Source organism: Variovorax pasteuri, from assembly GCF_051216435.1.
GTDB lineage: Bacteria > Pseudomonadota > Gammaproteobacteria > Burkholderiales > Burkholderiaceae_C > Variovorax.
Genome location: NZ_JBPJZS010000007.1, coordinates 126,362 through 146,676, shown reverse-complemented (window position 1 = coordinate 146,676; position 20,315 = coordinate 126,362). Strand labels below are relative to the sequence as shown.

Annotated in this window: 22 protein-coding genes; 18 read left to right on the top strand and 4 right to left on the bottom strand. The window is 68.1% G+C overall.

All coding sequences use genetic code 11. From position 1 onward, the window contains the following. Positions 1-91 precede the first annotated feature (91 nt). The 7 genes from mnmG (at position 92) to ACSFBM_RS23800 (ending at position 7,007) form a co-directional block, all read left to right on the top strand. Positions 92-2,065 carry a tRNA uridine-5-carboxymethylaminomethyl(34) synthesis enzyme MnmG gene (gene mnmG, locus ACSFBM_RS23830; protein ID WP_435486589.1) on the top strand — a complete coding sequence of 658 codons (1,974 nt, stop codon included), beginning with the start codon at positions 92-94 and terminating at the stop codon, positions 2,063-2,065. Beyond that, a complete protein-coding gene (gene rsmG / locus ACSFBM_RS23825) occupies positions 2,062-2,703 on the top strand; it encodes a 16S rRNA (guanine(527)-N(7))-methyltransferase RsmG (RefSeq protein WP_435486588.1) in 642 nt (213 codons plus the stop codon). Before mnmG ends, rsmG begins: the two co-directional genes overlap by 4 nt. Before the next feature lie 167 nt (positions 2,704-2,870). Continuing rightward, complete coding sequence (locus ACSFBM_RS23820) at positions 2,871-3,485, top strand: LysE family transporter (RefSeq protein WP_435486587.1); 615 nt, start codon at positions 2,871-2,873, stop codon at positions 3,483-3,485. Positions 3,486-3,503: 18 nt separating this feature from the next. Continuing rightward, the gene (locus ACSFBM_RS23815; protein ID WP_435486586.1) at positions 3,504-4,418 is read left to right on the top strand and encodes a ParA family protein; all 915 of its coding nucleotides are present in this window, start codon (positions 3,504-3,506) and stop codon (positions 4,416-4,418) included. Between the two features lie 42 nt (positions 4,419-4,460). Further along, positions 4,461-5,006, top strand: coding sequence for an RBBP9/YdeN family alpha/beta hydrolase (locus ACSFBM_RS23810; protein ID WP_435486585.1), 546 nt, complete (start codon positions 4,461-4,463; stop codon positions 5,004-5,006). Next, positions 5,006-5,962, top strand: a complete 957-nt coding sequence (locus ACSFBM_RS23805; protein WP_435439858.1) for a ParB/RepB/Spo0J family partition protein — start codon at positions 5,006-5,008, stop codon at positions 5,960-5,962. Before ACSFBM_RS23810 ends, ACSFBM_RS23805 begins: the two co-directional genes overlap by 1 nt. Before the next feature lie 139 nt (positions 5,963-6,101). Then, positions 6,102-7,007, top strand: a complete 906-nt coding sequence (locus ACSFBM_RS23800; RefSeq protein ID WP_435486584.1) for a CsgG/HfaB family protein — start codon at positions 6,102-6,104, stop codon at positions 7,005-7,007. A gap of 104 nt (positions 7,008-7,111) precedes the next feature. Here the strand turns inward: ACSFBM_RS23800 and ACSFBM_RS23795 are convergent, their stop codons facing one another. Beyond that, positions 7,112-8,536, bottom strand: a complete 1,425-nt coding sequence (locus ACSFBM_RS23795; RefSeq protein WP_435486583.1) for an FAD-binding oxidoreductase — start codon at positions 8,534-8,536, stop codon at positions 7,112-7,114. Between the two features lie 91 nt (positions 8,537-8,627). Between ACSFBM_RS23795 and ACSFBM_RS23790 the strand changes: the two genes are divergently transcribed. The 4 genes from ACSFBM_RS23790 to ACSFBM_RS23775 all read left to right on the top strand — a co-directional run bounded on the left by ACSFBM_RS23790 (position 8,628) and on the right by ACSFBM_RS23775 (position 10,948). Then, positions 8,628-9,128, top strand: coding sequence for a DinB family protein (locus tag ACSFBM_RS23790; protein ID WP_435486582.1), 501 nt, complete (start codon positions 8,628-8,630; stop codon positions 9,126-9,128). A gap of 18 nt (positions 9,129-9,146) precedes the next feature. Beyond that, the gene (locus tag ACSFBM_RS23785) at positions 9,147-9,737 is read left to right on the top strand and encodes a cob(I)yrinic acid a,c-diamide adenosyltransferase (RefSeq protein ID WP_435486581.1); all 591 of its coding nucleotides are present in this window, start codon (positions 9,147-9,149) and stop codon (positions 9,735-9,737) included. Further along, complete coding sequence (locus ACSFBM_RS23780; RefSeq protein WP_435486580.1) at positions 9,734-10,093, top strand: hypothetical protein; 360 nt, start codon at positions 9,734-9,736, stop codon at positions 10,091-10,093. The genes ACSFBM_RS23785 and ACSFBM_RS23780 overlap by 4 nt, the downstream gene beginning before the upstream one ends. Positions 10,094-10,417: 324 nt before the next feature. Then, complete coding sequence (locus ACSFBM_RS23775; RefSeq protein WP_435486579.1) at positions 10,418-10,948, top strand: class IV adenylate cyclase; 531 nt, start codon at positions 10,418-10,420, stop codon at positions 10,946-10,948. A 19-nt stretch (positions 10,949-10,967) separates the two neighbouring features. On the opposite strand, the gene ACSFBM_RS23770 is transcribed toward ACSFBM_RS23775, so the two are convergent. Beyond that, positions 10,968-11,606 (bottom strand): GDSL-type esterase/lipase family protein, encoded by a 639-nt coding sequence (locus ACSFBM_RS23770; protein ID WP_435486578.1) that lies wholly within the window; start codon positions 11,604-11,606, stop codon positions 10,968-10,970. Positions 11,607-11,761: 155 nt separating this feature from the next. Here ACSFBM_RS23770 and ACSFBM_RS23765 point away from each other — a divergent pair, with 155 nt between their 5' ends. From ACSFBM_RS23765 to ACSFBM_RS23735, 7 genes are all read left to right on the top strand, one after another. Further along, the gene (locus ACSFBM_RS23765) at positions 11,762-12,955 is read left to right on the top strand and encodes an ABC transporter substrate-binding protein (RefSeq protein ID WP_435486577.1); all 1,194 of its coding nucleotides are present in this window, start codon (positions 11,762-11,764) and stop codon (positions 12,953-12,955) included. A gap of 145 nt (positions 12,956-13,100) precedes the next feature. Next, entirely contained in the window at positions 13,101-14,930 is a 1,830-nt protein-coding gene (locus ACSFBM_RS23760) for an ABC transporter permease (RefSeq protein WP_435486576.1), read from the top strand. Between the two features lie 12 nt (positions 14,931-14,942). After that, complete coding sequence (locus tag ACSFBM_RS23755) at positions 14,943-15,512, top strand: OsmC family protein (protein ID WP_435486575.1); 570 nt, start codon at positions 14,943-14,945, stop codon at positions 15,510-15,512. Beyond that, positions 15,496-16,368, top strand: a complete 873-nt coding sequence (locus ACSFBM_RS23750) for an ABC transporter ATP-binding protein (RefSeq protein WP_435486574.1) — start codon at positions 15,496-15,498, stop codon at positions 16,366-16,368. Before ACSFBM_RS23755 ends, ACSFBM_RS23750 begins: the two co-directional genes overlap by 17 nt. Continuing rightward, the gene (locus ACSFBM_RS23745) at positions 16,365-17,246 is read left to right on the top strand and encodes an ABC transporter ATP-binding protein (RefSeq protein WP_435486573.1); all 882 of its coding nucleotides are present in this window, start codon (positions 16,365-16,367) and stop codon (positions 17,244-17,246) included. Before ACSFBM_RS23750 ends, ACSFBM_RS23745 begins: the two co-directional genes overlap by 4 nt. After that, positions 17,237-18,139 carry a VOC family protein gene (locus ACSFBM_RS23740; protein ID WP_435486572.1) on the top strand — a complete coding sequence of 301 codons (903 nt, stop codon included), beginning with the start codon at positions 17,237-17,239 and terminating at the stop codon, positions 18,137-18,139. The genes ACSFBM_RS23745 and ACSFBM_RS23740 overlap by 10 nt, the downstream gene beginning before the upstream one ends. A gap of 155 nt (positions 18,140-18,294) precedes the next feature. Continuing rightward, positions 18,295-18,720, top strand: coding sequence for an RcnB family protein (locus ACSFBM_RS23735; RefSeq protein ID WP_435486571.1), 426 nt, complete (start codon positions 18,295-18,297; stop codon positions 18,718-18,720). A gap of 69 nt (positions 18,721-18,789) precedes the next feature. Here the strand turns inward: ACSFBM_RS23735 and ACSFBM_RS23730 are convergent, their stop codons facing one another. Together ACSFBM_RS23730 and ACSFBM_RS23725 are read right to left on the bottom strand one after the other, a co-directional pair. Further along, positions 18,790-19,053: a hypothetical protein gene (locus ACSFBM_RS23730; protein ID WP_435439868.1), complete on the bottom strand. Its 264-nt coding sequence runs from the start codon at positions 19,051-19,053 to the stop codon at positions 18,790-18,792. Between the two features lie 127 nt (positions 19,054-19,180). Then, entirely contained in the window at positions 19,181-20,125 is a 945-nt protein-coding gene (locus ACSFBM_RS23725; RefSeq protein ID WP_435439869.1) for a CysB family HTH-type transcriptional regulator, read from the bottom strand. Between the last annotated feature and the right edge of the window lie 190 nt (positions 20,126-20,315).

Genomic DNA, 20,315 nt, shown 5'->3' with positions numbered 1-20,315 from the left:
TGTCCACACAATGGGCGCAGGCGGGCACCGGCGATTAAAATTGGCGCCCCCTTTTGCGCCGCGCACGCGTCAGTTGTGCGCCCCCATTCAAATGCTGTACCCCGAAGAATTCGACGTGATCGTCGTCGGCGGTGGCCATGCCGGCACCGAAGCCGCGCTCGCCGCCGCGCGCATGGGCGCCAAGACGCTGCTGCTCTCCCACAACATCGAGACGCTGGGCCAGATGAGCTGCAACCCGTCGATCGGCGGCATCGGCAAGGGCCACCTGGTGAAGGAGGTCGATGCGCTGGGCGGCGCGATGGCCATTGCCACCGACGAGGCTGGCATCCAGTTCCGCATTCTCAATTCGAGCAAGGGCCCGGCGGTGCGCGCCACCCGCGCGCAGGCGGACCGCGTGCTGTACAAGGCGGCCATTCGCCATCGCCTGGAAAACCAGCCGAACCTGAGCCTGTTCCAGCAAGCCGTCGACGACCTGATGGTGGAGGGCGACCGCGTGGTCGGCGCCATCACGCAGGTGGGCATTGCCTTTCGTGCGCGCACCGTGGTGCTGACCGCAGGCACCTTCCTCGACGGCCGCATTCATGTGGGCCTGGACAACTACCAGGCCGGCCGCGCGGGCGATCCGCCGGCCATCAGCCTGTCGGCACGGCTGAAGGAACTGAAGCTGCCCCAAGGCCGCCTGAAGACCGGCACGCCGCCGCGCCTGGACGGGCGCAGCATCGACTTTTCCAAACTGGTCGAGCAGCCGGGCGACGGCATGCCGGGCGGGGCAGGGCCGATGCCGGTGTTCAGCTTCATGGGCCGTGCGGACATGCATCCGCGGCAGATGGCGTGCTGGGTCACGCACACCAACGCGCGCACGCACGACATCATTCGCTCCGGCTTCGACCGCAGCCCGATGTTCACCGGGAAGATCGACGGTGTCGGCCCGCGTTATTGCCCGAGCGTGGAAGACAAGATCAACCGCTTTGCCGACAAGGAAAGCCACCAGATCTTTCTGGAGCCCGAAGGCCTGACGACCAACGAGTACTACCCGAACGGGATCTCGACCAGCCTGCCGTTCGACATCCAGCTGCAGCTGGTGCGCTCCATGGCGGGCCTGGAAAACGCCCACATCCTGCGCCCCGGCTACGCCATCGAGTACGACTACTTCGATCCCCGCGAACTCAAGAGCAGCTTCGAGACCCGCTCGGTGAAGGGCTTGTTCTTTGCCGGGCAGATCAACGGCACCACCGGCTACGAAGAGGCGGCTGCCCAGGGCCTGTTCGCCGGCATCAATGCCGCGCTGCAATGCCGGGGTGAAGACGCCTGGCTGCCGCGCCGCGACGAGGCCTACCTGGGTGTGCTGGTCGACGACCTGATCACCAAGGGTGTGACCGAGCCCTACCGCATGTTCACCAGCCGCGCCGAGTTCCGCCTGCAACTGCGCGAGGACAACGCCGACATGCGACTGACCGAAGCAGGGCGCAAGCTGGGCTTGGTGGACGACGCGCGCTGGGACGCTTTCAGCCGAAAGCGCGACGTTGTTTCACGTGAAACAGAGCGGCTCAAGTCGATCTGGGTGAACCCGCGCAACCTGCCGGCCTCCGAATCGGAGCGGGTGCTGGGCAAAGCCATCGACCACGAATACAACCTGGCCGACCTGTTGCGCCGGCCCGATGTGAACTACGAAACGCTGATGTCCCTGGACGGCGGCAAGTACGCTGCCCCGGCGGCACTCAACGGCACCGAGGTCGAGCAGATCGAGATTTCGGCCAAGTACTCCGGCTACATCGAGCGTCAGCACGACGAGGTGGAGCGCGCGTCGCACTTCGAAAACCTGCAGCTGCCGGCCGATTTTGACTACGGGCAGGTCAAGGCGCTGAGCTTCGAGGTCCGCCAGAAGCTCGACAAGCACCGTCCGGAGACGCTGGGCCTGGCCTCGCGCATCTCCGGCGTGACGCCGGCTGCCATCTCGCTGTTGATGATTCATCTGCGCAAGGGCGGCCACAAGGCCTTTGCCCGCGGCGCCGAAGTGACCGAAACCGCCACGGAAGCAGCCGCCGCGCCGCAGTCTGCGGAATGACGGCGCCCATCGATACGCTGCGCGCGGGCGCGGCCGCCATGGGCGTTGCCTTGTCTGACGGGCAGGGCGAGCAACTGCTGGCCTTCGGCACGCTGATGCTCAAGTGGAACAAGGTCTACAACCTGACAGCGCTGCGCGACCCCGCCAGCGTGCTCACGCACCATCTGCTCGACAGCCTGGCAGCGGTCGCGCCGTTGCAGCGCGAGTGGCCGGGGGAGGGCAAGCTGCTTGACGTGGGCTCCGGCGGCGGGCTGCCCGGCGTGGTGATCGCCATCATGCGGCCCGACCTGCATGTGAGTTGCCTTGACGCCGTGGCCAAGAAGGCTGCCTTCGTGCAGCAGGTGTCGGCCGAGCTGGAACTGCCCAACTTGCGCGGACTTCACGCACGGGTCGAGTCGCTGACCGGCAACTACGAGGTGATCAGCTCGCGCGCCTTCGCCTCGTTGCCGGACTTCTTCAACGGCTCGATGAACCTGCTCGCCCCGGGCGGCGTGTGGCTGGCCATGAAGGGCAAGGTCCCCAGCGACGAACTCGCTGTCTTGCCCAAGGGCGTGGCGGTGTTTCACGTGGAACAACTGACGGTTCCAGGCCTCGATGCCGAGCGCTGCATCGTCTGGGCACGCAAAGAAGCCGCCTGAAAGCCGACCGAGGTGGGCGGGAATCGCGTTCGATTCCGTAAAAGAAGCGGAGGCACCGGCAAAACCCGGTGCCTCGACCGCCCTCCCGGCATCGTGCTCGCTTAGACTCGTTGTCTCCCTCGCGTTTCTGTCCCGTCTGTTCCCGGCTCTCTTTTTGAGGCAATCCCATGTTCGGCATCGCTGACTACGGCGCATTCGTCGCCGCCATCGTCCTGTTTCTCCTGATTCCCGGCCCGGGCAACCTCGCGCTGATCACGTCGACCAGCAAGGGCGGGATTCGTGGCGGGTTGGCCGCGACGGCCGGACTGATCCTCGGTGACCAATGCCTGATGTGGGCCGCAGTGGCGGGCGTGTCGGCTGTGCTGGCGGCGTACCCTGCCGCCTTCAAGGCGGTGCAATGGCTGGGTGCCGGCTACCTGGCGTGGCTGGGCCTCAAGATGCTGCTGGCCAAGCCTGGCTCGGCGCCCATTCTCAACATCAAGCCCAGCCACTTCCTGCGCCAGGCCTTCACCATCACCTTGCTGAACCCGAAGGCCATCGTGTTCTACATGGCCTTCTTCCCGCTGTTCGTGGACCCGGCCCGCCACCAGGGGCTGATCAGCTTCGGCGCCATGGCAGTCACGATTGCGGCGCTGACCTTCCTGTACGGCCTGACCTCGACGCTGCTCACGCACTTCCTGGCCGAGCGCATCCGCGCCAATCCCCGTATTTCCACCACGCTCGAGAAGCTGGCCGGCACCTTCCTGATCGCCTTCGGCATCGAGCTCGCGATTTCCCGCTGATCGACCTCCCGTACTGACATGGCCAAGATTTTCTGCATTGCCAACCAAAAGGGCGGCGTCGGCAAGACCACCACCACCGTCAACCTCGCGGCCGGCCTGGCCAAGGCCGGTCAGCGCGTGCTGATGATCGACCTCGACCCCCAGGGCAATGCCACCATGGGTTCGGGCATCGACAAGCGCCAGCTGGAGCTGACGGTGTACGACGTGCTGCTGGAGTCGGCCTCGGTGGCCGAGGCCCGCGTCAAGGCCGACAAGCTGGTGGAGGGCGGTTGCGGCTACGACGTGCTGGGCGCCAACCGCGAGCTGGCCGGCGCCGAGGTCGAAATGGTGGCCATCGACCGCCGCGAGAAGCGCCTGCGCACCGCACTGGCCGCTGTCGGTGCCGAATACGACTTCGTGCTGATCGACTGCCCGCCCAGCCTGAGCCTGCTCACGCTCAACGGCCTGTGCGCCGCGCACGGCGTCATCGTGCCGATGCAGTGCGAGTACTTTGCGCTCGAAGGGCTGACCGACCTGGTCAACACCATCAAGCAGGTGCACGCCAACCTCAACAAGAACCTGCAGATCATCGGCCTGCTGCGCGTGATGTTCGACCCGCGCATCACCCTGCAGCAGCAGGTGAGCGAGCAGCTCAAGTCCCACTTCGGCGACAAGGTGTTCGACACCGTGATCCCGCGCAACGTGCGCCTGGCCGAGGCGCCGAGCTACGGCCTGCCGGGCGTGGTGTTCGATCCGGCGGCGCGCGGCAGCCAGGCTTTCATTGCCTTCGCGCAGGAACTGATCGAGAAGATGCCGCCCGCGAGCGCCTTCGCCTCGGGCGCGGTGGCGCCGCCCATCGCCGCGGTCGGGCGCGCCGCGCCGGACCTGGCCATTCCAGACGACGTGCTGGCACCGGCTTCCTCGCCGAATTCCACCAGCGAAAACAATGCCTGACCCACGTCCTGTCTACGTGTGTTGCTATCAAAGTAATAGCAAATGACGGCGCCCCGCATCCTGCTCCTGCCCGGTTGGCAGAACAGCGGCCCAGGGCATTGGCAAACCCGCTGGGAGTCGGCGTACGGCGACCAGCGCGTCGAGCAGCACGAGTGGATGCGCCCGTTGCGCGGCGACTGGTCGATCCAGCTCGAGGAGGCCGTGCTGGCCGCGCCGGGCCCGGTGGTCTTCGCGGCACACAGCCTGGGCTGCATCCTGGTCGCCTCCTGGGCCGCGCATTCGCGCCACACGCACAAGGTGCGCGGCGCCTTGCTGGTCGCGCCCGGGGACCTGGAGCGCGACGACCTGCGCCAGCTGATTCCCGGCTGGGCGCCCATCGTGCGCCAGCCTCTGCCGTTTCCCGCAGTGCTGGTCGCCGCCAACGACGACCCGTACTGCGACGCCGCGCGCTCCCGGCAGCTCGCCCATGACTGGGGCGCCCGCTTCGTCGACGCCGGCCCGGCCGGCCACCTGAATGCCGAATCCGGCCTGGGCGACTGGCCCGAAGGCCGGCACCTATTGAACGAAATCTCGAAAGACACCGACTGATGGCGACCAAGAAACCCAAGGGCCTGGGCCGCGGCCTCGAAGCCTTGCTCGGCCCCACCGCCGCGCCGGCGGCCGACCACGGCAACGGCGACGGCACCCCGGGCTCGCAAGACGGTGGCGCGCAGCGCAATCCGAACACGCTGATGCTCGACCAGATGGTCGCGGGCGTCTACCAGCCGCGCACGCGCATGGACGAGGGCGCGCTGTACGAGCTGGCCGAGAGCATCAAGGTGCAGGGCATCATGCAGCCGATCCTGGTGCGCCGGCTCGACGCCGAATCGGCCGCCGCCAAGAACGCCGAGTACGAAATCATCGCGGGCGAGCGGCGCTTCCGGGCCGCCAAGCTCGCGGGCCTGGACAGCGTGCCGGTGCTGGTGCGCGACGTGCCCAACGAAGCCGCGGCGGCGATGTCGCTCATCGAGAACATCCAGCGCGAAGACCTCAACCCGCTGGAAGAGGCGCAAGGCCTGCAGCGCCTGGTGAACGAGTTCGGCCTCACGCACGAGCAGGCGGCACAGGCCGTGGGCCGTTCGCGCAGCGCCGCCAGCAACCTGCTGCGCCTGCTGAACCTGGCCGAGCCCGCGCAGCAGATGCTGATGGCCGGCGACATCGACATGGGCCACGCGCGCGCGCTGCTGTCGCTGGACCGCGGCACGCAGATCACCGCGGCCAACCAGATCGCGGCCAGGAAGATGTCGGTGCGCGAGGCCGAGGCGCTGGTGAAGAAGCTCGCGGCCGAGTTCACGCTCACGCCTTCGCGGCGCAGCAACGACGGCGAGAAGTCGCGCGACCTGCAGCGCGTGGAAGAAGAACTCGCCGACCTGTTGACCGCCGAGGTCGAGGTGCGCATCAAGAAGCGCACCAAGCGCGGCGAAAGCGGCGAGCTGGTCATTCACTTCGGCTCCATCGATGCGCTCAACGGACTGATCGAGCGCATCCGCCGAACGGCGGCCTGAACGGGCGGCATCCTCCGAATGGCCTGTGGTGTGAACGCAGAGTCGGGCATTCGTTTGGTTGATCAGTGCAATCCTTTGCGCGTATCCTTCGCGACTGAATTTGTTAACTAATATCTCTGAACACAGAGGGAGTCCACCCATGCAGCTCACCAAGTTCCCGCTTGCGGCCATTGCCGCGGGCGCCTTTTTTCTCACCGGTTGCGCGGCCACCGACATGCAGATGGGCAGCCAGTCGGCCAAGACCATGGCCACCGGCAGCGCGGCCGGCGGTGCCACCTCCGGCGAAAGCAGCCAGCTCGAGCGTTGCGAATCGCCGCTCGGCACGGTCTCGCTGATCGAGAACCAGAGCGCGGGTTGGTACACCGTGCTCACCGGCGAATACAAGCTGCCGCCCACCGCCAACCTGCTGCGCTTGCTGGTGCAACAGTCGAACTGCTTCGTCGTCGTGGAACGCGGCGCGGCCGGCATGAACGCCATGACGCGCGAGCGCGCGCTGCAGCAGTCGGGCGAAATGCGCGGCGGCAGCAACTTCGGCCGCGGCCAGATGGTGGCGTCCGACTACGGCCTGTCTCCTGAAATCGTCTTCAGCAACAGCGATGCCGGCGGCATCGGCGGCGCGCTCGGCGGCCTGGTGGGTGGCGGCCGCGGCCGTGCGCTGGCCCAGCTCGGCGGCAGCATGCAGACCAAGGAAGCCAGCGCGCTGCTGACTCTCATCGACAACCGCTCGGGCGTGCAGGTGGCGGCCGCCGAAGGCAGCGCCTCCAAGACCGACTTCGGCGCCTTCGGTGCGCTGGCCGGCCGCGGCGGCGCTGGCGGCGTCGGCGGCTACACCAACACGGCGCAGGGCAAAGTGATTGCCGCCGCGTTCATGGACGCCTTCAACCAGATGGTTCGTTCGCTGCGCAACTACAAGGCGCAGACAGTTCGCGGCCAGGGCCTCGGCGGCGGCGGGCGCCTGGGCGTGGACGGCGGCGCGGCACCGTCGCAAACCTACGTGCCCGCAGAGAAGGCACCGGCGCGTCGACGCAGCAACAGCAACCAATAAACAAAAGCAACCAGCAAGCACGGCAACTGCAAAGCAGAAAGCCCGGTGGCTCTCACGAGCCACCGGGCTTTTTTTATCGTGGCGCCTGAGCGGGCCGAGCCGGCTCAGAGCGCGAAGATCTTGCCCGGGTTCATGATGTTCTTCGGGTCCAGCGCGCGCTTGATGGTGCGCATCATGTCGATGGCGCCGGCACCGGCCTCGGTCACCAGGAAGTCCATCTTGTGCAGGCCCACGCCGTGCTCGCCGGTGCAGGTGCCTTCGAGCGCCAGCGCGCGGCTCACCAGCGCATGGTTGAGTTCCTCGGCCTTCACGCGCTCTTCGGGAATGTTCGGGTCGAGCAGGTAGCCGAAGTGGAAGTTGCCGTCGCCCACGTGGCCGACGAGGAAGTAGGGGATGCCGCTGGCATCGGCCTCGGCCACCGAGTCGAGCAGGCAGTCGGCCAGGCGCGAGATGGGCACGCAGGTGTCGGTGGAGATCACGCGGCAGCCCGGGCGCGACTGCACGGCCGCGAAGTAGCTGTTGTGCCGCGCGGTCCACAGGCGCGTGCGTTCTTCGGGCGTGCTGGCCCATTCGAAGGCATTGCCGCCGTGGCCGCTGGCGAGCTCCTGCACCGTCTCGGCCTGTTCCTTCACGCCGGCGGGCGAGCCGTGGAATTCCATCAGCAGCATCGGCTCTTCGCGCAGGTCGAGCTTGGCGTAGGCGTTCACCATGCGCACCGTGTTCACGTCGATGAGCTCCACGCGCGCAATCGGCACGCCCAGCTGGATGGTCTCGATGGTGGTGCGCACGGCGGCCTCGATGCTCGGGAACGAGCAGATGGCGGCCGACACCGCCTCGGGCAGCGGGTAGATGCGCAGCGTGATCTCGGTGACCACGCCCAGCGTGCCTTCGCTGCCCACCATGAGGCGCGTGAGGTCGTAGCCGGCGGACGACTTCTTCGCGCGCGTGCCGGTGCGAATGACCTCGCCGCTGGCGGTGACCACTTCGAGCGCCAGCACGTTCTCGCGCATGGTGCCGTAGCGCACCGCGTTCGTGCCGCTGGCGCGCGTGGCCGTCATGCCGCCGATGGAGGCGTCCGCGCCCGGGTCGATGGGGAAGAACAGGCCCGTGCTCTTGATCTCTTCGTTGAGCTGCTTGCGCGTGACGCCCGGCTGCACCGTCACCGTGAGGTCGTCGGCGTTGATCGACAGCACCTTGTTCATGCGCGACACATCGATGCTGATGCCGCCTTGCACCGCCAGCAGGTGGCCCTCGAGCGACGAACCCGCGCCGTAGGGAATGACCGGCACGCTGTGCTCGCTCGCGAGCTTGACGGCATCGGCCACGTCCTGCGTGCTTTCGGCGAACACCACGGCCGAGGGTGGCGGTGCGTCGAACGACGATTCGTCGCGCCCGTGCTGCGTGCGCACCGCCATGGCCGTGGAACAGTTGGCGCCGAAGCGCGTCTTCAGGCCGTCGATGAGTGCGGCAGGGACGTCGCGCAGATGAAGCTCCGGCATCAGGTGCGAGGTTTGGGTCGGGGCGTTCATCGGGCGTCTCCTGGCAGGGTGAGAGGGTTCGGGATCAAGCGGGGAGGGGCCATTTTACGGAGCGCGCACCATAATGCGCTTCGGAAAAAACATGAACCCTACGACCCTCAGCGCTCTCGCGGCCTTCCCGTCGCAACTGGAGGCCCACTATGCGGCCATTCCCGCCGCCTACAGGCACTGGACGCCGCCTTCGTGGGAGGGCGTGCCCAGCGAGGCCTTCACCGCCATCGAGCAGCTCTGCCATGTGCGCGACATCGAGATCGAGGGCTACCACGTGCGCTTTCGCCGCACGCTGGCGGAAGCCCATCCGACACTGGCCTCCATCGACAGCGAGCCGCTGGCCGTCGAGCGCGGCTACGGCACGGCCGATGCGGCCCGGGTGCTGACCGACTTCCGCATGGCGCGCATCCAGACGATGGAAATCGTCTCCAGCCTGAGCGACGCCCAACTGCAGCGCACGGCCGTGTTCGAGGGCTACGGCCCGCTCACGATGCGCAGCCTCATTCACTACCTTTGCAGCCACGACCAGCAGCATCTTGCAGGCCTGCAGTGGCTGGCCGGCAAGATCGACGCTTCCACCGTCGGCGCCTAACCCCTTCAGGAGCCTCCAATGGGCAACCGACTCTCACAGATCGCCACCCGCACGGGCGACGACGGCACCACCGGCCTCGGCGACAACACGCGCGTGCCCAAGGACCATCTGCGCGTGCATGCGATGGGCGACGTGGACGAGCTCAACTCCAACATCGGCGTGCTGCTGTGCGAGCCCCTGCCAGAGCCCGTGCGCGAACTGCTGGTCGACGTGCAGCACCAGCTCTTCAACCTGGGCGGCGAGCTGTCGATGCCGGGCTTCACGCTGCTGAAGGCCGAGGCGCTGCTGCAGCTGGACAACGCGCTGGCCGAGCACAACGCCGCCTTGCCGCGCCTGGCCGAGTTCATCCTGCCGGCAGGCACGCGCGCCGCGTCGCTCGCGCATGTGTGCCGCACGGTGGCGCGCCGGGCCGAACGTGCGGTGGTTGCGCTGGGTGCGAACGAACAGCTCAACGATGCGCTGCGGCAATACCTCAACCGGCTCAGCGACCTGCTCTTCGTGCTGGCGCGCGTGCTCAACCGCATGGACGGCGGCGACGACGTGTACTGGAAGAGCGAGCGCATGGCGCGCGCGGCCGAGGCAGAAGCCGACACCCAGGAGGCCCCATGAAATTCCCGAACACCTTGCACGCGTCGCTCACCGCAGCGATGGTTGCAGCGCTGTGGTTGCCCGTTGGCGCGCAGGCGCAAAGTGCCGACAACCCACCCCAGGCCCAGCGGGCCCACACCCTCAAGTCGCCCTCGCGCAGCGGCAAGGTCGTGGGCAGCGTGCAGCGCGGCACCAACGCCGCGGGCCGTGGCGTCAACCGTGCGGACGCCGCCACGCGACGCGGTGTGAACAACGTGTCGGAGAAGGCGAGCCGACCCGTGCGCAACGTGGGCGAAGCCTTCGGTCGCAAGCTGTCGCCTGGGTCCGGCGGGCGTGCGCGCCCACCGGCCGTGGGGCCGCAGGGCAACGCGCCCTGATCTCGGTGCACTCGGGGGGCAGTTCGGGGTGCGCTCACGCCGACGGGGTACCTTGCTCCGCGAATGTCCCCCGGCCTGCGGCCTCCTCCTTTATTTCGCTGCGCAAGGCACCCCATCGGCGTGAGCGTGTTCAGAGCCGTGGTTGATCGGCCGTTCACCGACAGCGTGCCCAAGTGAACAGGGCGTCGGGTGCTTCCCGCAGCGAAATAAAGGAGGAGGGGCGCAGCCCCGGGGGACATTCGCGGAGGGAAGTACCCGGCGGCCTGTTCACACGCCCTGGACAGGAGACCGCCGAACATCGGCAACTCATGAAGAGGAACAGGCATGCCAAGAAACATCGAGATCAAGGCCCGCATCGACAGCGTGGACCGCGTTGCAACCATCGCAGCAACGCTGGCCGACCAGGGCCCCATCGAGATTGCGCAGGACGACACCTTCTTCCGCTGCAACGACAGCGCAGACCGCCTCAAGCTGCGCACCTTCGCGCACGACCGCGCCGAGCTGATCTTCTACCGCCGCGCCAACAGCAGCGGGCCGAAGGAATCGTTCTACCTGATCACGCCCTGCACCACGCCCGACGTGCTGCGCGAATCGCTCTCGCTCGCTTGGGGCCAGGCCGGGCGCGTGCGCAAGCAGCGACGGTTGTTCATCGCCGGCCGCACGCGTGTGCACCTCGACCGCGTCGAAGGCCTGGGTGAGTTCCTCGAACTCGAAGTGGTGCTGGAAGAGGGCGAGTCCGCAGAGGCCGGCACGGCCGAAGCGCACGCGCTCATGGCACGGCTGGGCGTGGGCGCCGACCAGCTGGTGCAGGGCGCCTACGTCGACCTGCTGAACGCCCCGATCAGCAGCGCCTGATCAATTAGCGCCTGATCAATCAGCGCCAGCCCGCGGCCTTGAGCTGGTCCGCCAGCAGCTGCGCGACCTTTTCATAGCCTCGTGCATTGGCATGAATGCGGTCGGAGCGCAGCGACGCGTCCGACAGCACGCTCGAATACACATTGGGCACCAGCAACGCCTGCTGCGATTTCGCCACCTCTTCGTAGAACGGCGCGTCGCTGAGCGAACCGACCGCCGCGCGCATCGCATCGGGCGCGGGCGTGGCCAGCACGGCGACGTAAGGCGTGTGCGCACGCGCCTGCGTGATCAGCGCCGCGAGGTTGTCGCGCGTGGCCGTGGCCGACACGCCGCGCAGCATGTCGTTGCCGCCGATGCCGATCAGGATGGCGTCGTAGGCGCGCGCGTTCAGCAGCGCGGGCAACCGCTGCAGTGCGCCCTCGGAGGTGTCGCCGTTGACGCCCTCGTTGTCGACCTGCCAGCCCGTGAACTCGCCGAGTTTCACGGGCCACGCCGCCTCGGGCGTTGCGCCGTAGCCATGGGTCAGGCTGTCGCCGATGGCCAGCACGCGGGCATCGGACTTCAGCGCGGCGATGGCGGGCTTGCGCTTGCCGCAGGCCGACAAAAGGGCCAGGGCGGGCACGCAGGTCCCCAGGTGGAGGAGGTGTCGTCGCTTCATGTGGCGCGCAGCATAAACGCAGCCGCAAGGCGCGCAGGCGCTTGCCCCTTTGCGCGGAAAGCGCATAAGCCTCCCCGTTTTTGTTCGTTCCCCGGCGCAGGGTGCAGGCGAAGAATCGCGGCCCTGCACGTTCATTCATCACGGGGTTCGACACCATGCCCACGCCTACGACGCTTCTCACTCGCCACCGCTTCCTGCGCCACGTGGCAGCTCTCTCTACCGCCTTGCTGGTGGCGCCTCTCTCGGCCTGGGCCGCACCCGCCACCGGCGAGCCCGTGTGGTTCGGCGTGAGCGGGCCGCTCACCGGACAGAACGCGCAGTACGGCGCGCAGTGGAAGGCGGGCTTCGACCTGGCGCTCGACCACATCAACGCGCAGGGCGGCATCCTGGGCCGCCCGCTGGCCTACAACTTCGAGGACAGCCAGAGCGATCCGCGCCAGTCGGTGGCCATTGCGCAGAAGCTGGTGAACGACAAGCGCGTGCTCATCGAGCTGGGTGACTTCTCCAGCCCGGCATCGATGGCCGCCTCGCCCATCTACCAGCGCGCGGGCCTGGTGCAGCTGGGCTTCACCAATTCGCACCCCGACTTCACCAAGGGCGGCGACTACATCTGGAGCCCTTCCATCAGCCAGGCCGACGCGCAGCCGCTGCTGGCCGAGCTCGCGGTGAAGACGCTGGGCTTCAAGCGCATCGCGGTGCTGTACCTCAACACCGACTGGGGCCGCACCAGCAAGGACGTGCTGGTGAAGGCCGCGCAGGAGCGCGGCGCGCAGCTCGCCATTGCAGAGGGCTACCAGCCCGACGAGAAGGACTTCCGCTCGACGCTGGTGCGCGTGCGCGACGCCAACCCCGACGGGCTGGTGCTCATCTCCTACTACCCCGACGGCGCGCTCATCGCGGGCCAGGTGCGCAGCGTGGGGCTGAAGCAGCCGATCGCGGCGGTGGGCTCGGTGTATTCGCCCAAGTTCATCGAGCTCGGCGGCGCGGCGGTCAACGGCATCCACACCAACACGGCCTTCTATCCCGAGGAGCCGCGCACCGAGGTGCAGGACTTCGTGAAGAGCTTCCGCGCCAAGTACAACAAGGAGCCCGATGCGTTCAACGCCTACGCGTACGACGCGGTGGTGTACGCCGCGGCAGCGCTGCGCCAGGCCGGCCCCAAGGCCGACCGCAAGGCGGTGCGCGATGCGTTCTACAAGATCAAGGACGTGCCGAGCGTGATCTTCGGCAAGGCCAACTTCGATGCGCAGACGCGCCGCGTGGTCGGCGTGAAGAGCGTGAACCTGGTGGTGAAGGACGGCAAGTGGGCGCAGCTGGACGAGAAGGCGGCCGTGGCCTCCACGAAATGACCGGGTCTTGGCGTTGTTCCCTCTCCCTCTGGGAGAGGGCTAGGGTGAGGGCAGTCGGCCTCGCAACATCGCGCGGCGTTGATGGCCGCGTGCCCTCACCCCAACCCTCTCCCAGAGGGAGAGGGAGCAAGGCAGGCAGCACCGCATGAGCTTCACCTCCTTCTTCGACTACACCGTCAACGGCCTGATCATCGGCAACATCTACGCGTTGCTGGCGGTGGGCCTCGCGCTGATATTCGGTGTGTCGCACCTCATCAACTTCGCGCACGGCTCGGTGTACACGGTGGGCGCGTACATCGGCTGGGCCAGCATCACCTACCTGCACACGCCGCTGCCCGTCACCATCCTGCTGGTGGTGCTGGGCTCCGGCGCGCTGGGCATGCTCATCGAGCGCGTGGGCCTGCGCCCCCTGCAGGGCGCGGCACGCATCGCGCCGCTGCTGGCCACCATCGGCATCAGCTTCGTGCTCGACATCCTGGTGCAGCTGGTGTTCAGCCCCGACCCGCGCTCGCTGCCCACGCAGCTGCCCGACTGGCGCCTGCAGATCGGCACCGGCACCATCGGCGCGCTCGACCTGCTCATTGCGGGCATCGGCATCACGAGCGCGGCCGTGCTGTTCGGCTTCCTGCGTTTCACCAGGCTCGGCTGGGCCGTGCGCGCCACCGCGCAGGACCGCGACGCCGCGCAGCAGATGGGCGTGGACGTCGACCGCGTGAACCAGACCGTGTTCGCCATCGCCGCCGCGCTGGGCGGGCTCTCGGGCCTGCTGGTGGGCATGTACTACAACAACATCAGCCCGGCGATGAGCTTCCAGGCCACGCTCAAGGGCGTGGTGGCCACGGTGGTCGGCGGCGTGGGCAACGTGCCCGGTGCCATCGTCGGCAGCCTGCTGCTGGGGCTGATCGAGAGCTACGGCGTGGCGATCCTCGGCACGCCGTACCGCAACCTGTTCGCCTTCGCGCTGCTGCTGGTCATTCTGGTGTGGAAGCCCAACGGGCTGTTCGGCCGCAAGCGTGCGTTGCCACCGGAGCCGCTCACGGGGACCTTCATCGCGCCGAGCAAGCCATGGCATGTGCCGCCGCGGGTGCTCGTGGCGCTTGCCGCGGCGGCGGTGGCGTTGCCGCTGTTCGATCCGTCGCCCTACCTGCTGCAGACGCTCACCAACGCATGGCTCTACGGTGCGCTCGCGTTGAGCCTCACGCTGGTCGCCGGCACCATCGGGCAGATTTCGCTGGGCCATGCGGGGCTGCTGGCCATCGGCGCGTATGCCTCGTCGCTGCTGGTGCTCGACCTGCACCTGCCGGTGGGCACGGGCATCGTGGGGGCGGGCATTCTCACGTCGCTGATCGGCACCGCGCTGATCTTCCCGGCCTTCAGGCTGCGCGGCCACTACGTGTCGATCGCCACGCTCGGCATCGGCGAGATCGTGGCGCTCACCATCCTCAACTGGGAAAGCCTCACGCACGGGCCCATCGGCGTGTCGGGCATTCCGCCGCTGTCGCTGTTCGGGCGCGACGCCTCGTCGAACGAGGCCATCTACTGGGCCTCGTTCGGTGCGATGGTGCTGCTGGCCCTGCTGCAGTGGCGTCTGCTGCGCTCGCACCTGGGCCGCACCTTCCGCGCGGTGCGCGAAGACGAGGTGGCCGCGCGTGCCTATGGCGTGAGCCCCGACCGCTACAAGGCGCTGGCCTTCGGCTTCGGCGGCTTCGCGGCCGGCGTGAGCGGCGCCTTCACCGCGCACATGTACTCGTACATCAACCACGAGACCTTCGGCTCGCAGATCTCGATCCTCGCGCTGACGATGGTGATCCTCGGCGGCCTGGGGAACATCAGCGGCGCGCTGCTCGGCGCGGTGGCGCTGGTGAGCCTGCCGGAGCTGTTCCGCGTGACGGCCGAGTACCGCATGCTGATCTACGGCGTTGCGCTGCTTCTGTTGATTCGCTTCCGCCCGCAAGGCCTGCTGGGCACTGTCTGAAAGAACCACACCATGAGCCACCTGAACGACTACCTCGCCGAGAAACGCGCCGCCGTGCTGGCACGCAATGCCGCTGTCGAAGCAGGCACCGCCAAGCCCGCGCAACTGAAGGCCAGCGTCAAGGCCGAGGGCCGCAGCGGCGTGCGCCGCCTGCGCATCCGCGAGCACCAGGTCATCAGCGACAGCCCGCCCGATTTCGCGGGCTACAACCTCGGGCCCAGTTCGCCCGAGCTGCAGCTGGGCGTGCTGGGCACCTGCGTCACGCACATCTTCCTGATCCATGCGGCCGAGCGCCAGGTGCCGCTCGAGAGCCTCGAAGTGGAAGTCACGGGCGTCATCGATCCGCGCGGTGGCAAGCCGGGCCACGAGCAGACGCCCATCTGGCCGCACGAGATCGGCTACACGGTGCACATCGATTCGCCCGCGAGCCGCGAGGAGATCGACGCGCTGTTCGAGGCGGTGGAGCGCAACTGCCCCATCCTCAACCTGCTGCGCAACCCGCAGACCATCCGCGCCGAGGTGAAGCTCGTCAACTCGAAGGCCCGCACCGTGGATCAAACCGCCGATGCCCTCGCTGCTTGAGATCCGCGGCCTCGTGCGCCGCTTCGGCGGGCTCACGGCCGTCAACGCCGTGGACCTGCACGTGCGCGAGGGTGAACTGCTCAGCGTGATCGGGCCGAACGGCGCGGGCAAGACCACGCTGTTCAACCTGGTGACCGGGCTCGACCGGCCCGACGAAGGGCAGGTGCTGTTCGACGGGCAGGACATCACCGGCCTGCCGGCGCAGCAGCTCGCGCAGCGCGGCCTGGCGCGCACCTTCCAGCATGGGCGCGTGTTCGCGAACCTCTCGGTGCTCGACAACGTGCTGGTGGGCGCGCACACGCGGCTGCGCGCCGTGAAACCGCGCGTGGGCGGCATGCCGGGCCTGGGCGCGTTGGCCGAGCTCGCGCTGGCGCTGCTGCAGCCCGGCGCCGTGCGCCGCGAGGAACAGGCCCTGCGCGAAGAAGCGCGCGAGATCATCGCGCTCTTCGGCGAGCGCCTGGCACCGCGCGTCGACCACCCGGCCTACAGCCTGTCGTACGCCAACCGACGCCGCGTGGAGATCGCACGGGCACTGGCGCTCAAGCCGCGCCTGCTGCTGCTCGACGAACCCACCGCGGGCATGAACGAGAGCGAGACGGCCGAGATGCTGGAGATCATTCGCGGCCTGAAGGCGCGCGGCCAGACCATCCTGCTGATCGAGCACAAGCTCGACCTGGTGATGCAGCTGTCCGACCGCGTGGCCGTGCTCGACGACGGCCGCAAGATCGCCGAAGGCCTGCCCGACGAAGTGCGCAACGACCCGGCGGTGATCGAGGCGTACCTGGGGCATCGCCATGTGGGCACGGCACGGACGCAGACGCAGACGCATGCAGAGGCAGAGGCGGTCTCCGCATGATCGCCACCGTCGCCCGCTCCGGTCTTGCTCCCTCTCCCCAGCGGGGAGAGGGTTGGGGTGAGGGTCTGCCTGAACGCACCACCGCGCCCGCATCCAGCGGCTCGAAACATCCCCTGCTCCAGCTCAAGAAGATCAACAGCTTCTACGGCCCCGTGCAGGCCCACTTCGACCTCGACATCGAGGTGCGCAAGGGCCAGATCGTGAGCCTGCTCGGCGGCAACGCGAGCGGCAAGTCGACCACCATGAAGATCGTGCTCGGGCTGCTCAAGCCGCGCTCGGGCGAAGTGAACTTCAACGGTGCATCCACGCTCGGCCTGAGCACGCCGCAGATCATCCGCCAAGGCATCGGCTCGGTGCCCGAGGCCCGCCGCCTGTTCCCCGCGATGACCGTGCGCGAGAACCTGCTGATGGGCGCCTATGCGCGCAGCGACCGCAGGGCCGTGGCCGAAGACCTCGAGCGCATGCTCGAACTCTTTCCGCGCGTGGCCGAGCGCATCGAGTTCCAGGCCGGCACGCTGTCGGGCGGCGAGCAGCAGATGGTGGCCATGGCGCGCGCGCTCATGGGCCGCCCGCAGCTCATCTGCATGGACGAGCCCACCATGGGCCTGTCGCCGCTGTACGTCGACAAGGTGCTGGAGCTCATTGCGCGCATCAACGCGCAGGGCGTGTCGGTGTTCATGGTCGAGCAGAACGCCAGCCTGGCGCTGCAGATCGCGCACCACGGCTACGTGCTGCAGACCGGGCGCATCGTGCTGTCGGGCCCGGCGCGCGAGCTGCTGGCCGACGCGCGCATCCGCGATGCGTACCTGGGCGGCAGCGATGCCGCGCGCACCGCTTCCTGGTCCAGACCACCCACAGAGAAACACACATGTCCTTGAAGCTCGACCACATCGTCATCGCGGTCCACGACCTGGAACGCACCATCGCCGACTACGGCGCGCTCGGCTTCCACGTGGTGCGCGGCGGCGACCATCCGGGCCGCGCCACGCACAACGCGCTGGTGGTGTTCGGCGACGGCAGCTACTTCGAGCTGATCGCATGGCGCGAACCGTCGCCCACCGAACGCTGGTGGCAGCTGCTGCAGCGCCACGGCGAAGGCATCGTCGACTTCGCGCTGCTGCCGCGCAGCACCGCCGCCACCGTGGCCGACGCGAAGGCGCGCGGGCTGCTGCTCGAAGGTCCGCTCGACGGCGGCCGCGTGCGCCCCGACGGCGAACGCCTGCGCTGGCAAACGGCGCGCTCGCCCTCGGCCGACCTGCCCTTCCTGTGCGGTGACCTCACGCCGCGCGCCCTGCGCGTGCCCGAAGGCGAGGTGCGCGTGCATGCCAACGGCGCACTCGGCGTGGCCAGCCTGGCCATTGCCGTGCGCGACCTCGACGCCACGCTGGCGCGCTACCGCGCCTTGCTCGGCACTGAACACGACAACACGGACACGCACATCGGCGAGCCCGTGGCGGTGCCGGCCAGCAATGTGCGCGTGGCGGTCATCGCGCTGGGCGGCAGCGTGCTCGTGCTGTCGTCGCCGCGCGAGAACGCGGCGAATGCGGCGAATGGGGGGGAAGGCGGCGACACGCTCGCCCAGCGCATTGCTGCGCGCGGCGAGGGCCCGTACGCGCTCGTGCTGCACACCGGCAAGCCGCAGTCGACCGGCACGCTCGACCTGGCGCGCACGCATGGCGCGTTGATCGAGCTCGACCTGCCACCGGTGGGGCGCGAAGCCAGGCTCGACCGTTCGCACACCGACCCGGCCGACAGCGCGGTGGGCGGATGAGCTGAACCTGCGCGGCGCTGACGGGCCGTGCAGGACAAGGCCCCGCCCGGATACCAGCGCTTACCTGATTTCACCTGACCGCGACCTGAAGTGCCCGAAGCGGACACAAGCGGGGCACACAATGGACTCGTCACCAACGCATGAAGGAGTTCCAGATGATCCGCAATTCAAAGAGCATGGCCGTTGCCGCCGCGGCGCTTGCAATGTGCATGGCCGCGGGGAGCGCCTTTGCGCAAGACCGCCGCTTCGACGGTCGCCCGGGTCCCGGCGGCGATGGCCGTTTCGAACAGCGTGGCCCCAATGGCGACCACCGTGGCGGCCCTCCGGGCTACCGCGGCAACCAGGACTTCCGCGACGGACGCCAGTTCGATCGCCGCGGCTTCCCGCAGCCGCACGCCGAATGGCGCCGTGGTGGCCGCGTGCCGCCCGAGTACCGTGGCCGCAACTATGTGGTGCAGGACTGGCGCTCTTACCGCCTGCAGCAGCCGCCCCGCGGCTACCAGTGGGTGGGCGTGGGCGGCGACTTCGTCCTCGCGGCCATTGCCACCGGTGTGATCGCCAACATCATCGCAGGCCAGTAAACAGACGCTGTTTCGGCTTCAGCACGCAACAGACGAACGCCGCAGGCCTGAAGGCTTGCGGCGTTTTTTTCAGACCAATGCGGTGGGTGCGGACTGGGCGCAGACGTTGCGCCCGGTGATGGTCAGGCGCAAGCCGCCGCCGTGCCATTCGAGCCAGTTGAGGCCCACGTACGCGTCGATGTCGGCGTCGTCGATGCGGTCGGCCTGTCGGCTCTGCAGCAGCTCCACCGTGGCGGGCAGGGCCCGTCTCAACCGCTCGCGGCGCTCTGCTGCATCGGCCGCCTTGAGGGCGGCCCTGGTTTGCTGTTGCTGCTGCTGCGGGGTCGATGCCATTGCTGATCCGTTTCCAGGAAGCCAGGGAATTAACCCGAATGTACGCCCCCTGTGTGAAGCCGCATTCTTCTTTTTTAACCTTTCTGTCGTCCGCAGTACACACCCCGCAACTGGCGCTGGACAGGCTCTAGATTTCGTAGTGCGAGGCCTTGGCCTCGTCGCCCAGCGCCTTTTCCACGACGGCACGCGTCAGCGTCGGCGCGAACGACTCGATGAAGGCGTAGACGTACTTGCGCAGGTAGGTGCCCCGGCGCACCGCCAGCTTGGTGAGGTTGATGCCGAACAGGCGCCCCGCGTCGAGCGCGCGCAGCTGCGTGTCGCGCTCGGCTTCGTAGGCCACGCCGGCGACGATGCCCACGCCCAGGCCCAGTTGCACGTAGGTCTTGATCACGTCGGCGTCCATGGCGGCCAGCACGATGTTGGGCTGCAGCCCGCGCTGCTCGAAGGCCTCGTCGATGCGCGAGCGGCCGGTGAAGCCGGTGTCGTAGGTGATGAGCGGATAGCGCGTGAGCGCGTCGAGCGTGAGCGGCGCGTCCAGCAGCGGATGGCCCGGCGGCACGATCACCGAATGCGTCCAGCGGTAGCAGGGCAGGGCGACCAGCTGCGGGTAGTCGCCCAGCGCCTCGGTGGCGATGCCCACGTCGGCCTCGCCGTCGAGCAGCATCTGCGCGATCTGCTTGGGCGAACCCTGGTGCAGGTGCAGCTTCACGTTCGGGAACTGGGTGCGGAATTCCTGCACCGCCACCGGCATGGCGTAGCGCGCCTGCGAATGCGTGGCCGCCACCGAGAGCAGGCCGCTTTGCTGCGCCACGAACTCCTGGCCCGCGTGCTTGAGGTTGCTGCTCTCCATGAGCATGCGTTCGATGATCGGCAGCACGTGGCCGCCGGGCTCGGTGAGCCCGGTGAGCCGCTTGCCGGCGCGCACGAAGAGCTCGATGCCGAGCTCTTCCTCGAGCTCGCGGATCTGCCGGCTCACGCCGGGCTGCGAGGTGTGAAGGGTGTGGGCGACTTCGGTCAGGTTGAAGCCGCAACGAACGGCCTCGCGTACCGAGCGCAGTTGTTGGAAGTTCATCTGCCGCGGAGGAGTCAGGAAAGTCGGGGCCCCGGTTGGAGCCGAGGGGCGATTCTCGGCAGAAGTGCTTATTCGGGGAACGATGCGTTTGTTGGTTCCACATGAGCAAAACATCTTTAAGGCGTTTGCCGCCGCTTCGAGGAGGGCGTGGGGGGTGAGTGCGCGGGTCGCTCGGCGCCTCGTGCCGCAC